Here is a 13,906-nt window from a genome sequence, read left to right as displayed (position 1 = left end):
CCGCGATGCGCAAGGACGTCCCCGAGGACCCGATGGACCGCGGGCGCTTCCCGGTCGACCCGTGGCGCCTCGTCGAGACCGACCACTTCCCCGGCGACCTCGGCCTGACCGAGACGCTGTTCACCGTCGCCAACGGCTACCTGGGCATGCGGGGCAACCCCGCGGAGGGCCGGGACGCCCACGCCCACGGCACCTTCATCAACGGCTTCCACGAGACGTGGCCGATCAAGCACGCCGAGAGCGCGTTCGGCTTCGCCCGCACCGGCCAGACGATCGTCAACGTGCCCGACGTGAAGGTGCTCAAGCTCTACGTCGACGACGAGCCGCTCAACCTGGGCACCGCCGACCTCGAGCACTACGAGCGCTCGCTGGACTTCCGGTCCGGCGAGCTGACGCGGACGCTCGTGTGGCGCACCCCCTCGGGCAAGCGGGTGCGGGTGGTCTCGCGCCGCATGGTCTCGATGACCGAGCGGCACCTGTCGCTGCTGAGCCTCGAGGTCACGATGCTCGACGGCGACGCGCCCATTGTCATCTCCTCGCAGATGCTCAACCGCCAGGACGGCAAGGACGAGTACCACGTGCCGGGCGCCTCCCTCGGCGAGGGCCTCGACCCCCGCAAGTCGTCGGGGTTCGAGCACCGCGTGCTGCTCCCCCGCGCCCACTACGCCAACGAGCAGCGGATGCTCCTGGGCTACCAGTGCGCCCGCTCGAAGATGACGGTCGCCGTCGCCGCCGACCACCTCCTCACCTGCGACGACACCCACGAGGTGATCCGGCACGCCGAGGAGGACATGGCGAAGTACGTCGTGCGCGCCGACGCGACGCAGGGCAGCACCATCCGCGTCGACAAGCTGGTCGCCTACCACTCCTCGAAGGGCGTCCCCGTCCGGGAGCTCTCCGACCGCTGCGACCGCACGCTCGACCGGGCGCGGCGCCTCGGCGTCGACCACTACCGCGAGGAGCAGCAGGCCTGGTTCGACCGCTTCTGGGCCGGCGCGGACGTCGTCGTCGAGGGCCACCCGGAGCTGCAGCAGGCCATCCGCTTCAACCTGTTCCAGCTCGCGCAGGCCAGCGCGCGCGCCGACCACCAGGGCGTGCCGGCCAAGGGAGTGAGCGGCTCGGGCTACGAGGGGCACTACTTCTGGGACACCGAGGTCTACGTCCTGCCGTTCCTCACCTACACCTCCCCCGACACGGCCCGCAACGCGCTGCACTTCCGCTGCCGCATGCTGCCCGCGGCCCGCGAGCGCGCGAAGGAGATGGCCCAGGCCGGGGCCCTGTTCCCGTGGCGCACCATCAACGGCGAGGAGGCGTCGGCGTACTACGCCGCAGGCACCGCGCAGGTGCACATCGACGCCGACATCTCCTACGCGCTCGCGAAGTACGTCGACGCGACCGGCGACACGGGGTTCCTCGTGCGCGACGGCATCGACATCCTCGTCGAGACCGCCCGCATGTGGGCCGACATCGGGTTCTGGCGCACGAACGGCACCGACTCGTTCCACATCCACGGCGTGACGGGCCCGGACGAGTACACGACGGTCGTCAACAACAACCTGTTCACCAACGTCATGGCGCGCTACAACCTCGAGCGCGCCGTGCAGGCGGTGCGGGACCTCGCCGCGAGCGACCCCGCGGCGTACACGCAGGTCGTGCACCGCACGGAGCTGCGCGACGGCGAGGTCGAGGAGTGGGCCCGGTGCGCGGCCGGGATGACGATCCCGTTCGACGAGACCCTCGGGATCCACCCGCAGGACGAGCACTTCCTCGACCGCGAGGTGTGGGACCTCTCCCGCACCCCGATGGAGCTGCGGCCGCTGCTGCTGCACTACCACCCGCTGGTCATCTACCGGTTCCAGGTGCTCAAGCAGGCCGACGTCGTGCTCGCGCTCTTCCTCCAGGGCGACCGCTTCACGCCCGAGGAGAAGAAGGCCGACTTCGAGTACTACGACCCCATCACGACGGGCGACTCGACGCTGTCGGCGGTCGTGCAGTCGGTGATGGCGGCCGAGGTCGGCTACCACGAGGTGGCGCTGCGCTACTTCCGCTCCGCGCTCTACGTCGACCTCGTCAACCTGCACGGCAACACCGTCGACGGCCTCCACGTCGCGTCGATGGGTGGCGTCTGGTCGGCGCTCGTCAGCGGCTTCGCCGGCATGCGCGACCACGGCGAGCGCCTGTCGTTCGACCCGCGCCTGCCCGCCGACTGGCCGTCGCTGTCGTTCCCGCTGCAGTGGCACGGCACCCGGGTGCAGGTCACCGTCACCCAGGACGAGATGACCGTCGCGGTCGTCGACGGCGACGGCGAGGTGCCGTTCCGGGTGCGCGGCGAGGAGCACGTGGCCCGCCCCGGCACCGCGGCCACCGTGACCCTGGCGCACCAGGGCCCGCGCAAGGACGGGGTGCTGGGCGACCGGCCCCTCGTCGGCGGCCACCGCGCCGACGGCACCGTCATCACCGCCGGCGTGCCGACCCCCGTGGTCGGACCGGACGAGGAGTCCTGAGCACCCCACCCCTGGGCCGCGCCGTCGGTCTCGTCCTGGTCGGCATCGCGTCGGTGCAGCTGGGGGCGGCGGTCGCCAAGGGACTGTTCGGCGAGGTCAGCCCCACCACCATCGTGTGGTTGCGCCTGGTGACCAGCACGCTGGTGCTGCTCGCGTGGGCGCGGCCGCAGGTGCGCGGCCGCTCGCGCAGCGACTGGCTGGTCGTGCTGGGGTTCGGGCTGAGCCTCGGCACGATGAACTGGGCGATCTACCAGTCCTTCGCGCGCATCCCGCTGGGCATCGCGGTGACCATCGAGTTCGTGGGCCCGCTGGCCCTGGCGCTCGTGGGCAGCCGGCGCCCGCGCGACCTCGTGTGGGTGGGCCTGGCGGCGGCCGGCGTCGTGCTGCTCGGCGCCGAACCCGCCGACCTCGACCCGGTGGGCGTCGCCTTCGCGCTCGTCGCCGGGGTCGCGTGGGCGGCGTACATCCTGCTGAGCGCGCGCACCGGCGCGCAGTGGCCCGGCCTGCAGGGGCTGGCGGTGGCGAGCCTGGTCGCGACGGTGCCGCTCACGCCCTGGGTGCTGACCGCGCACGGCGGGCAGATGCTCGACACCCGCATCCTGCTCGTCGGGCTCGCGGTGGGGCTGCTGAGCTCCGTGGTGCCCTACTCGTGCGAGCTCGTCGCGCTGCGCACGCTGCCGCCGTCGGTCTTCGGCATCCTCATGAGCCTCGAGCCCGCCGCCGCGGCGGTAGCAGCGCTGGTGGTGCTCGGCGAGCTGCTGACCGCGCTGCAAGTCGCGGCCCTGGCCTGCGTGGTCGCCGCCGTCGCGGGCGCCACGGCCACATCACGCGGCGCCCCGCCGCACGCCGAGCCGGCCCCCGACTGAGAGGACCGGCTCAGCGCTGGCCCGGCGCCGGCCCGGCGCCGGCTCAGTAGCCGGTCTCCTCCCGGACCGTGTCGCGCACGACCTGCTCGTCGCTCGGGAGCGCCCGACGCGCGCGGGCACCGGCCGCGGCGGCGAGCGGGGCGTCCGCGACCTGCTGCATGCCGCGCACCCGGTCCTCCACGACGTACGAGCGACGGGTGAAGGCCTGCGCGTCGGGCGTCGTGACCACGGGGACGCAGCGGTGGTCGACCCGCATCGCGTCGGGCTCGATCGTGGTCGAGACGTAGCCGCGCAGGTTCGTCCAGAAGCGGATGTTGGGGTTGTCCGGCATCCACGGGTGGGTGCCGGTGGGGTCGTCGTACCCGTCCCCGCCCGAGGTGATCGACGTCGTCACGAACTCCGAGCCGATCGGCGTCGTCGGCTCGTCGTAGTCGAGGTAGAGGTCGCTCGCCCAGTGGGCGTGCACGTCGCCGGTGAGCACCACGGGGTTGCGCACCCGGGCGTCGAGGAAGCCTTGGCTGATGCGCTGCCGCGAGGCCGGGTAGCCGTCCCACGAGTCCATCGAGACGGTCGTGGCCGCGCCGGTCGCGTTACGCCGCCCGCCGAAGAACACCTGCTGGCCGAGCACGTCCCAGCGCGCGCCCGAGGCCCGCAGGCCGTCGAGCAGCCACCGCTCCTGGGCGAGGCCGGGCAGCGAGCGGGTGGGGTCGTCGTACCCGCCGCCGGGCGCCTTCCAGCCGTCGCCCTGCGCCTGGTCGGAGCGGTACTGGCGCGTGTCGAGCATGTGGAACGTCGCCAGCCGGCCCCACGAGACGCGGCGGAACAGCTGCATGCCGGGACCGCGGGGCACCGAGGTGCGCCGCAGCGGCATGTTCTCGTAGTAGGCGCGGTACGCCGCCGCGCGCCGCTCGGCGAACACGGCCTGCTCGGCGGGCTTCTCCGAGACCAGTGCCGCGTAGTTGTTGTCCACCTCGTGGTCGTCCCACACGACGAGCCACGGGGCGGCGGCGTGGGCGGCCTGCAGGTCGGGGTCGGTGCGGTACTGCGCGAGGCGCTGGCGGTAGCCGGCCAGGGTCGTGGTCTCCGGGCCCGCGTGCGGGCGCAGGTGGGCGGGGTTCGCCGCGCCCTCGTACTGGTAGTCGCCCAGGTGGAGCACCAGGTCGGGCTGCTCCTCGGCGAGGTGGCGGTAGGCGGTGAACCAGCCGACCGGGAAGTTCGAGCACGAGGCGAACGCCATCCGCAGCTGCCGGGGCAGCGCCCACGGTGCGGGGGCGGTGACGGCGCGACCGACGCCGGAGACGTGGGCGGCGCCGCGGGCGCCGGTGCGGAAGCGGTACCAGTACTCCCGGCCCGCGGCCAGGCCACGGACCTCGACGTGCACGGCGTGGGCCGACTCCGGCCCGGCGCTGACCTGGCCGCGGCGCACGACGCGGCGGAAGCCGGGGTCGGCCGCGACCTCCCAGGCCACCTGGTAGCGGCGCGACGGCATGCCGCCCGCGCCGTCGGCGGCCAGCGGCTCGGGCGCGAGGCGCGTCCACAGGACGAAGCCGTCGGCGGCCGGGTCGCCCGAGGCGACGCCGAGGGTGAAGGGGTCCGCACCCAGGGTGGGGGCGGCCGCCGTACGACGGGAGTCGGCCGCCGCCGCGGGCGGGAGCACCGCGGGGGCGACGGACGGGACGAGGAGGGTGGGCGCGACGACGGCGCCGGCACCCAGAAGTGTTCTCCGAGACGAGTGCATGGCACCCGAGCCCACGCCGCCCGGACGTCGCCCGGGGCACGTCCGGGTGAACGTCGGGTGAGACTCGCACCACAGCCGGACCACCACGGCCGGGCGCGGTCGGGCATGATGCGGCGGTGCCTCCCTCCCTCCCGGTCGACGGCCCTCCCCCCGCCGGCCCCGACAGCCCGGACAGCCCCGTCCGGCTCGCGTTCCACGACGTGACGAGCGCCGACGGCACCCGCCTGCGCGCGTGGACCAACGACCCCGACCGGGCGCTGCCCGGCCCGACCGTCCTGCTGTGCAACGGTCTCGGCACGAACGCGCACGCCTGGCCGGCGCTGCTCGACCCCGCCTGCCGCGTGCGCGTCGTCTCGTGGGCGCACCGGGGCGTCGGGGGCTCCGAGCGGCCCGTCGACGGGTGCAGCATCGGCATCGACGCGTTCGTCGAGGACGCCCTCGCCGTGATGGACGACGCCGGGGTGGCCTCCGCGCCGACCATCGGCTGGTCGATGGGCGTGAACACCCAGTTCGAGCTCGCCACGCGCCACCCCGACCGGGTCGAGGGGCTCTTCGCGGTCGCGGGCGTCCCCGGAGCGACGTTCTCGACCATGCTCGAGCTGACGCGCCTGCCCGCGCCCGTGCGCGGCCGGCTGACGGTCGGGATCACCCGCGTGGGCCGGCGCGCCGGCCCGCTGCTGACCCCGGTCGCGCGTGCCCTGCCCATCGGCCCCACCACCATCAGGCTGCTGGGCGCCGTGGGCTTCATGGGCGAGGTCGAGGACGAGGAGGCGGCCGCCGTCGCGGTGCGGGAGTTCCTGACGACGCCGCTCGACTGGTACTTCCACATGGCGCTGCACACGGCCCGCCACCAGCGCGTCTCGCTGTCGCGCATCGACGTGCCGGCGGTCTTCGTCGCCGGCTCCCACGACATCCTGGCCGGCCCCCGCGCCATGCGCTCGGCCGCCGAGCGGATGCCGGACGCCCGCTACGTCGAGCTGCCGGGGTCGCACTTCGTGGGCATGGAGCACCCGGGCGAGCTGCACGACCTCCTGGTCGACTTCCTCGGCCGGCTCGGGGAGCGGCCGGGGGCGGAGCGGGCCGGCCTCTGAGGGCCCGACCCACGCTGGGGAGCATGCGCCCCTCGAGCCGTGCGACCGCGGTCGCGGTCGCCGTCGCCACCGCCCTCGTCACGCTGACCGCGTGCTCCGGGGAGGAGTCGGCGCAGGAGGCGGACTCCCCCGTCATCACCCCGTCGGACGGCGGGTCGGCGGCCACGACGCCGGCGAGCCCCACCGGCACCCCGACCACCGCGGCGCCCGCCCCGGTGCCCGAGCCCACGGGCGACGTGACCACCGGTCTCGAGACGCCGTGGGACGTGGCGTTCCTCCCCGACGGCCGCGCGGTCGTGCCCGAGCGCGACACCGGCGACGTGCTGCTCGTGGCCGCCGACGGCACCACCACGGACGCCGGTGACTTCCCCGAGGCCGAGAACGAGGACGAGTCGGGCCTGCTCGGTGTCGCCGTCTCCCCCGACTTCGCCCAGGACCGGACGCTCTTCTTCTACCTGACGACCGACGAGGACAACCGCGTCGTACGCCGCGTGCTCGACGCCGACGGCACCCTCGGCGCCCAGACCGACGTGCTCACCGGCATCCCCAGCGCGAACCGCCACGACGGCGGCCGCCTCACGTTCGGCCCCGACGGCATGCTCTACGTCTCGACCGGCGACGCCGGCGAGGAGGGCCTCGCCCAGGACGCCGACTCGCTGGCCGGCAAGATCCTCCGCGTCACGCCCGACGGCGCCCCCGCGCCCGACAACCCCGACCCCACGTCGCCGGTGCTGTCGATGGGCCACCGCAACGTGCAGGGCCTCGCCTTCGACGACGACGGCCGTCTGTGGGCCACCGAGTTCGGCGCCGACACCGCTGACGAGCTCAACCTCGTCGAGCCCGGCGGCAACTACGGCTGGCCCGAGGTCGAGGGCACCGGCGGCACCGACCGGGGCTTCGTCGACCCGCAGCTCACGTGGCCCACCGACGAGGCGTCCCCCTCCGGGCTGGCCTACACCGACGGCACCCTGTGGATGGCCGCCCTGCGGGGCGAGCGGCTCTGGCGGGTCAGCGTGGCCGACGGGCGCGCGAGCGACCCCACGGCGTACCTGACCGGCACGTACGGCCGGCTGCGCCAGGTGCGCCCCGCACCCGACGGCAGCCTGTGGCTCCTGACGAACAACACCGACGGCCGGGTGGAACCCCGCCCGGGCGACGACCGCATCGTGCGGCTCGCGCTGCGCTGAGCAGGCCCGTCGGCCCGCCCGTCAGGACAGGCGCTCGAGCACCAGCTCGCGCACCCGGCCGGCGTCGGCCTGGCCCCGCATCTCCTTCATGACCGCGCCGATGAGGGCGCCGGCCGCGGCGACCTTGCCGTCGCGGATCTTCTGCGCCACGTCGGGGTTGGCCTCGATGGCCTTGTCGACGGCGGCGCCCAGCGCGCCGTCGTCGGAGACGATCGCCAGGCCGCGGGCGGCGACGATCTCCTCCGGCGTGCCCTCGCCGGCCACGAGGCCGTCGAAGACCTGGCGCGCCAGCTTGTCGTTGATCGTGCCGCCCTCGACGAGCGCCTGCACGGCCGCGACCTGCACCGGCGTCACGCCCACGGCCGCGAGCTCGACGCCCGCGTCGTTGGCGCGGCGGGCCAGCTCGGCCACCCACCACTTGCGCGCCGCCTGGGGCGAGGCCCCGGCGGCGATGGTCTCCTCGACGAGGCCGAACGCCCCCGCACCGACCGTGTCGCGCATCTCGAGGTCGGAGTAGCCCCACTCGGCCTGCAGGCGCGCCCGCTTCGCCGTCGGGTTCTCGGGCAGGGTGGCGCGCAGCTCCTCGACCCACTCCCGGCTGGGGGCGACGGGCACGAGGTCGGGCTCCGGGAAGTAGCGGTAGTCCTCCGCGTCCGACTTCTCGCGGCCCGACGTCGTGATGCCGGTGTCCTCGTGGAAGTGGCGCGTCTCCTGGACGACCTTCCCCCCCGCGTCGAGCACGCCCGCGTGACGCGCGACCTCGAAGCGCACGGCGCGCTCCACGGAGCGGAACGAGTTGACGTTCTTCGTCTCGCTGCGGGTGCCGAGCACGCCGCTGCCCTTCGGCGCCAGCGACAGGTTGACGTCGGCGCGCAGGTTGCCCTGGTCCATCCGGGCCTCGGAGACGCCGAGGGCGAGGATGAGGTCGCGCAGCTGCGCGACGTACGCCCGGGCCACCTCGGGCGCGCGGGCGCCGGCCCCGACGATGGGGCGGGTGACGATCTCGATGAGCGGGATGCCGGCGCGGTTGTAGTCGACCAGCGAGTGGTCCGCGCCGTGGATCCGGCCCGTCGCGCCGCCGACGTGGGTGGACTTGCCGGTGTCCTCCTCCATGTGGGCGCGCTCGATCTCGACGCGGAACGTGGTGCCGTCGACCTCGACGTCCATGTAGCCGTCGAAGGCGATCGGCTCGTCGTACTGCGACGTCTGGAAGTTCTTCGGCATGTCCGGGTAGAAGTAGTTCTTCCGCGCGAAGCGGCACCACTCGGCGATCTCGCAGTTGAGCGCCAGCCCGATGCGGATGGCGGCCTCGACGGCCTTGCCGTTCACCGCCGGCATCGCGCCCGGCAGGCCCAGGCAGGTCGGGCAGACCTGCGTGTTGGGCTCCCCGCCGAACGTGGCCGGGCAGCCGCAGAACATCTTCGTGGCGGTGTTGAGCTCGACGTGGACCTCGAGCCCCAGCGCGGGGTCGTAGCGCTCCAGCGCCTCGTCGAAGTCCACCAGCACCTCGGTGCTCGCACTCATCGGCCGACCTCCTCCAGCTCGGGCGCCTGCTCGAGCAGGGCGCCACCCCACTTCTCGCCCAGCAGCGCCTCCACGGCGGCACCCACCCGGTAGACCCGGTCGTCGGCCAGCGCCGGCGCCAGCACCTGGAACCCGACGGGCAGCCCGTCCTCGTCCGCCAGACCGGCGGGCACCGAGATGCCCGGCACGCCGGCGAGGTTGGCCGGGATGGTCGCGAGGTCGCCGCGGTACATCGCCAGCGGGTCGTCGAGCTTCTCCCCCAGCGGGAACGCCGTGGTCGGCGCCGTCGGGCTGACGAGCACGTCGACCTGCTCGAAGGCCGCCGCGAAGTCGCGGCTGATGAGCGTGCGGATCTTCTGCGCCTGGCCGTAGTAGGCCTCGTAGTAGCCCGACGACAGCGCGTAGGTGCCGAGGATGATGCGGCGCTTCACCTCGTCGCCGAAGCCGGCGTCGCGGGTGGCGCGCATGACCTCCTCCGCGCTCGGCGAGGCGACGCCCTCGGGCAGCACCCGCAGGCCGTAGCGCATCGCGTCGAACTTCGCGAGGTTCGAGGAGCACTCGGCCGGGAGGATCAGGTAGTACGCCGCCATGGCGTGCACGAAGCTCGGGCAGGACACCTCGACGACCTCGGCGCCGGCGGCGACCAGCGCCTCGACCGCCTCGTCGAAGCGGGCCATCACGCCCGGCTGCCAGCCCTCGCCGCCCAGCTCGCGCACGACGCCGACCTTGAGGCCGGCCACGTCGCCCGCCGCACCCTGGCGCGCCGCGGCGACGAGGCCGGGGACGGGCTGCGGGATGCTCGTGGAGTCGCGCGGGTCGTGGCCGCCGACGAGCTCGTGGAGCAGCGCCGAGTCGAGCACCGTGCGGGTCACCGGCCCGACCTGGTCGAGCGAGTTGGCCAGCGCCACGAGGCCGTAGCGGGACACGCCGCCGTACGTCGGCTTCACGCCGACCGTGCCCGTGACGGCGCCGGGCTGGCGGATCGAGCCGCCCGTGTCGGTGCCGAGCGCGAGCGGCGCCTGGTAGGACGCCACGGCCGCCGCCGACCCGCCGCCGGACCCGCCCGGGATGCGGGTGAGGTCCCACGGGTTGCGGGTCGGGCCGTAGGCCGAGTGCTCCGTGGAGGAGCCCATCGCGAACTCGTCCATGTTGGTCTTGCCGAGGATCGGCAGGCCGGCCGCCTTGAGGCGGGTGACGACCGTCGCGTCGTACGGCGGCACCCACCCGTCGAGGATCTTCGAGCCGCACGTCGTGGGCAGGCCCGTGGTGGTGAGGATGTCCTTCACCGCGATCGGCACGCCGTCGAGCAGGTGCGCCGGGGTGCCGGCCGCCCGCCGCTCGTCGGAGGCCCGCGCCTGCGCGAGGGCACCCTCGGGGTCGACGTGGAGGAACGCGTGGACGCCCGCCTCGGCGGAGCCGTCGACGGCCGCGATGCGGTCGAGGTGGGCCTGGGTCAGCTCGACCGAGGTCGTCTCGCCCGCGGCCAGCGCGTCGGCCAGCTCCGCGGCGGTACGCCGGGTCAGGTCGCCGTTCGTCGTGCTCACTGCTCGTCCCCCAGGATCCGCGGCACGCTGAAGCGCTGCTGCTCGACGGCCGGGGCCCCCGCGAGGGCCTCCTCGGCGCTCAGGCTGGGCGTCACCACGTCCTCGCGGAACACGTTCGTCAGCGGCAGCGGGTGCGACGTCGGCGGCACGTCGTCGCCGGCCACGCCCTGGATCGAGGCGACCGATTCCAGGATCACCGACAGCTGCGGGGCCAGGTGGTCGAGCTCGGCGTCGGACAGGTCGATGCGGGCGAGGTCGGCGAGGTGCGCCACGTCCTCGCGCGTCAGCGCCGGGGGTGTGTCGGGCATGGCGGCCATCTTAGGGAGGAGCCCCGACCTCGGCGGCGTCGGTGTCGACCGGGGGGTACGCCGCCACCTCGCCTGCGCCGCGCCCCGCACCGCCCCGCCGCGGACGTCATACGGATCGAGGGCCCCGGCCTCGGGTTCGCATGACGTCCCGCGCGTGGCGGCGGCCGCGGGTTTGGCCCCACGCGCCGGGGCACACGATGGACCTCCATGAACCCTCGGACGTCACGCCTGGCCCACCTCGCGGTCGCCGCGACCCTCACCGTCGTGCTCGCCGGGTGCGGCGACGGAACCGGTGCCGACGACACGGCGACGGACCGGGGGACGACGAACACCGCCGACACCGCCGACACCGCGGACACCGCCGAGGACGTCTACGCCGCGTGGCGCACCTCGATCCTCGAGGACGACCTGGAGGCGTTCGAGCAGGTCTCGACCGAGGCGGCCTGGTCCGACGTCGTGGAGGCCCCCGACAACGAGGCGCACCACGCGGCGCTCGTCGAGGCCGCCGCGACAGGCGCCCTCGAGCTGCCCGAGGACCCCGACGCGGAGGTCGGCCGCGAGGAGGTCCTGGGGTCCACCGGGGACGAGGAGGGAGCCGACCCCGGCTGGGAGGAGTTCGCCGCCTCCGTCGAGGAGGAGCTCGACATCACCGTCGACGACGTCGCCGTGTTCGTGGTGCCGTTCACCGAGGCGTACGAGGGGGACGCCGCCGCGCTCTTCGTCCGCTCGACCGACGAGGGCTGGTTGTTCTTCGGCATGGAGCCCGCCCAGTGACCTCGACGCGCCCGGTCACCTCGACGGCGCCACGCTCGGACGTCATGCGGACCGTGGCTCCCGACCTCCGCTCCGCATGACGTCGCGCGGCGCGGCCGGCCCTGACGGCGCCCGCGCCCGGCGTCACCCCTCGGACTGCTCCGCCGCCTCGGGCTGCTCCGCCCCCTCGGGCTCGTCGCCCACGCCGGCGCGGCCGTGCTCGAGCAGCGCCTTGAACCCGTCCTCGTCGAGGGTGCGCACGCCGAGCTGGTCGGCCTTCTCGGCCTTGGTGCCGGCGTTCTCGCCCACGACCACGTAGTCGGTCTTCTTCGACACCGAGCCGGCGGCCTTCCCGCCGCGCGACAGGATCGCCTCCTTGGCCGAGTCGCGGCTGAAGTCGACGAGCGACCCGGTCACCACGACGGTCAGGCCCTCCAGCGTGCGGGGCGTGGACTCGTCGCGCTCGTCGGCCATCGCGACCCCGGCCGCGGCCCACGCGTCCACGATGGCGCGGTGCCAGTCGACGGAGAACCACTCCACGACGGCCTCGGCGATGGTCGGCCCGACGCCGGCCGCCGCGGACAGCTCCGCGAGGCTGGCGGCGCGGATGGCCTCCATCGAGCCGAACTCGGTCGCGAGGGCGCGGGCCGCGGTGGGGCCCACGTGCCGGATCGACAGCGCGACGAGCACACGCCACAGGGGCACCTGCTTCGCCTTGTCGAGGTTGGCGAGCAGCTTGGCGCCGTTGGCGGTCAGCTGCCGGCCCTCCTCCCCCTTCTTCGGCGCCCGGGTGAAGAGGTCGGTGCGCAGCAGGAGGTCGGCGTCGATGTCGAAGACGTCGCCCTCGTTGTCGAACCCCTCGACCCCCAGCAGCGCGACCGCGGCCTCGTAGCCCAGGCCCTCGATGTCGAACGCCCCGCGCCCGGCGACGTGGAACACGCGCTCGCGCACCTGGGCGGGGCACTTCTCGTGGTTGGGGCAGCGCAGGTCCTTGTCGCCCTCCTTCTGCTGCGCCAGCCCGGTGCCGCAGGCCGGGCAGGTCGTCGGCATGACCCACGGCTCGAGGCCCTCGGGGCGAAGGTCGAGGACGGGCCCGACGATCTCGGGGATGACGTCGCCGGCCTTGCGCAGGATCACCGTGTCCCCGGGGCGCACGTCCTTGCGCTGCACCTCGTGGGCGTTGTGGAGTGTGGCCAGCTCGACGGTGGAGCCCGCGACGCGCGTCGGCTCCATCCGCCCGAACGGCGTGACGCGGCCCGTGCGGCCCGTGTTGACCATGATCTCCAGGAGCTTCGCGTTCACCTCCTCCGGCGGGTACTTGAACGCGATCGCCCACCGCGGCGCCCGGCTCGTCGATCCGAGGCGCCGCTGGAGGCTGACGTCGTCGACCTTCACCACGACCCCGTCGATCTCGTGCTCCACCGCGTGCCGCTGCGCGCCGTACCGCTCGACGTACTCCTGCACCCCGGTCAGGTCGGGCACGACGGCGGCGCGGTCGGAGGTCGGCAGGCCCCAGGCCCGCAGCGCCGCGTACGCCGCCGACTGCGCCGTCGGCTCGAAGCCGCGGCGCGCGCCGATGCCGTGGCAGACCATGCCCAGCGCGCGGGTGGCCGTGACGCGGGGGTCCTTCTGGCGCAGCGAGCCGGCCGCGGCGTTGCGCGGGTTGGCGAAGACCTGCTTGCCGGCCGCCGTCATCTGCTCGTTGAGCCGCTCGAACGCCGCGACCGGCAGGAAGACCTCGCCGCGCACCTCCAGCAGGGCGGGGACGGGGAACTCGTCCGTGCCCGTGAGCCGGTGCGGGATCGAGTCGATCGTGCGCACGTTGGGGGTCACGTCCTCCCCCGTGCGCCCGTCGCCCCGGGTCAGGGCGCGCACCAGGCGACCCTCCTCGTAGAGCAGGTTGATCGCGAGCCCGTCGACCTTCAGCTCGCACAGCAGCGCGGGCGCGCCGACGCCGTCGCGGGCGAGCCGGGCGTACCAGGCGGCCAGCTCGTCGTGGGTGAACGCGTTGTCGAGGCTCATCATCGGCTCGAGGTGGTCCACCGGTGTGAACTCCGTCGACACCGCGCCACCGACGGTCTGGGTGGGCGAGCCCGGGGTGCGGAGCTCGGGGTGCTCCTCCTCCAGCGCCTCCAGCTCGCGCATCCGCGCGTCGAACTCCGCGTCGGACATCGTCGGCGAGTCGAGCACGTAGTAGCGCCACCGCGCGTCCTCCAGCTGCTCCGCCAGCACGCGGTGCCGCTCGCGCGCCTCCTCCGGGGCCGGGGAGACCCCGGTGCTCGCCTCGCTCATGGGGACATCTTGCCGGGCGGCACCGACGATGCGCCGCGACCACCGTGACCGGGGTCTCGGTGAACAGTGATGGAACGAGGTTGTTCCATCCGCGCGGAC

At 74.2% G+C, this 13,906-nt stretch carries 10 protein-coding genes; 5 read left to right on the top strand and 5 right to left on the bottom strand.

Annotated elements, in window-relative coordinates; all coding sequences use genetic code 11:
• Nucleotides 1-5: 5 nt before the first annotated feature.
• On the top strand, nucleotides 6-2,504 hold the full coding sequence (locus KK617_RS07545) for a glycosyl hydrolase family 65 protein (RefSeq protein ID WP_277499220.1): 2,499 nt from the start codon (nucleotides 6-8) through the stop codon (nucleotides 2,502-2,504).
• Between the two features lie 53 nt (nucleotides 2,505-2,557).
• Entirely contained in the window at nucleotides 2,558-3,370 is an 813-nt protein-coding gene (locus tag KK617_RS07540; protein ID WP_277499219.1) for an EamA family transporter, read from the top strand.
• Between the two features lie 43 nt (nucleotides 3,371-3,413).
• On the opposite strand, the gene KK617_RS07535 is transcribed toward KK617_RS07540, so the two are convergent.
• Nucleotides 3,414-5,108: an alkaline phosphatase D family protein gene (locus KK617_RS07535; RefSeq protein WP_277499218.1), complete on the bottom strand. Its 1,695-nt coding sequence runs from the start codon at nucleotides 5,106-5,108 to the stop codon at nucleotides 3,414-3,416.
• Between the two features lie 116 nt (nucleotides 5,109-5,224).
• Between KK617_RS07535 and KK617_RS07530 the strand changes: the two genes are divergently transcribed.
• Both KK617_RS07530 and KK617_RS07525 read left to right on the top strand, forming a co-directional pair.
• Nucleotides 5,225-6,199 carry an alpha/beta hydrolase gene (locus KK617_RS07530; protein ID WP_277499217.1) on the top strand — a complete coding sequence of 325 codons (975 nt, stop codon included), beginning with the start codon at nucleotides 5,225-5,227 and terminating at the stop codon, nucleotides 6,197-6,199.
• 23 nt (nucleotides 6,200-6,222) lie between these two features.
• Entirely contained in the window at nucleotides 6,223-7,386 is a 1,164-nt protein-coding gene (locus tag KK617_RS07525) for a PQQ-dependent sugar dehydrogenase (RefSeq protein ID WP_277499216.1), read from the top strand.
• Nucleotides 7,387-7,407: 21 nt separating this feature from the next.
• Here KK617_RS07525 and gatB read toward each other — a convergent pair whose 3' ends face one another.
• From gatB to gatC, 3 genes are read right to left on the bottom strand one after another with little or no spacing between them, the layout of a single operon-like run.
• Nucleotides 7,408-8,910 carry an Asp-tRNA(Asn)/Glu-tRNA(Gln) amidotransferase subunit GatB gene (gatB, locus tag KK617_RS07520; protein ID WP_277499215.1) on the bottom strand — a complete coding sequence of 501 codons (1,503 nt, stop codon included), beginning with the start codon at nucleotides 8,908-8,910 and terminating at the stop codon, nucleotides 7,408-7,410.
• Nucleotides 8,907-10,454: an Asp-tRNA(Asn)/Glu-tRNA(Gln) amidotransferase subunit GatA gene (gene gatA / locus KK617_RS07515; RefSeq protein ID WP_277499214.1), complete on the bottom strand. Its 1,548-nt coding sequence runs from the start codon at nucleotides 10,452-10,454 to the stop codon at nucleotides 8,907-8,909. The genes gatB and gatA overlap by 4 nt, the downstream gene beginning before the upstream one ends.
• Complete coding sequence (gene gatC / locus KK617_RS07510) at nucleotides 10,451-10,762, bottom strand: Asp-tRNA(Asn)/Glu-tRNA(Gln) amidotransferase subunit GatC (protein WP_277499213.1); 312 nt, start codon at nucleotides 10,760-10,762, stop codon at nucleotides 10,451-10,453. Before gatC ends, gatA begins: the two co-directional genes overlap by 4 nt.
• Nucleotides 10,763-10,969: 207 nt before the next feature.
• Here gatC and KK617_RS07505 point away from each other — a divergent pair, with 207 nt between their 5' ends.
• On the top strand, nucleotides 10,970-11,536 hold the full coding sequence (locus tag KK617_RS07505) for a hypothetical protein (protein ID WP_277499211.1): 567 nt from the start codon (nucleotides 10,970-10,972) through the stop codon (nucleotides 11,534-11,536).
• Between the two features lie 123 nt (nucleotides 11,537-11,659).
• On the opposite strand, the gene ligA is transcribed toward KK617_RS07505, so the two are convergent.
• Nucleotides 11,660-13,807, bottom strand: a complete 2,148-nt coding sequence (ligA, locus tag KK617_RS07500) for an NAD-dependent DNA ligase LigA (RefSeq protein WP_277499210.1) — start codon at nucleotides 13,805-13,807, stop codon at nucleotides 11,660-11,662.
• Between the last annotated feature and the right edge of the window lie 99 nt (nucleotides 13,808-13,906).

Origin of the sequence: Nocardioides sp. ChNu-99 (assembly GCF_029493445.1) — a bacterium.
In the GTDB taxonomy this organism is placed as follows: domain Bacteria; phylum Actinomycetota; class Actinomycetes; order Propionibacteriales; family Nocardioidaceae; genus Nocardioides.
Note: the sequence above shows the minus strand (reverse complement) of the source record. Positions and strands in the feature narration are given on the sequence as shown.

Coding starts and splice junctions, on each gene's coding strand:
- gatB (WP_277499215.1), bottom strand. CDS start 8,910: ATGAGTGCGAGCACCGAGGTGCTGGTGGACTTCGACGAGGCGCTGGAG.
- ligA (WP_277499210.1), bottom strand. CDS start 13,807: ATGAGCGAGGCGAGCACCGGGGTCTCCCCGGCCCCGGAGGAGGCGCGC.
- KK617_RS07505 (WP_277499211.1), top strand. CDS start 10,970: ATGAACCCTCGGACGTCACGCCTGGCCCACCTCGCGGTCGCCGCGACC.
- gatC (WP_277499213.1), bottom strand. CDS start 10,762: ATGCCCGACACACCCCCGGCGCTGACGCGCGAGGACGTGGCGCACCTC.
- KK617_RS07525 (WP_277499216.1), top strand. CDS start 6,223: ATGCGCCCCTCGAGCCGTGCGACCGCGGTCGCGGTCGCCGTCGCCACC.
- KK617_RS07535 (WP_277499218.1), bottom strand. CDS start 5,108: ATGCACTCGTCTCGGAGAACACTTCTGGGTGCCGGCGCCGTCGTCGCG.
- KK617_RS07545 (WP_277499220.1), top strand. CDS start 6: ATGCGCAAGGACGTCCCCGAGGACCCGATGGACCGCGGGCGCTTCCCG.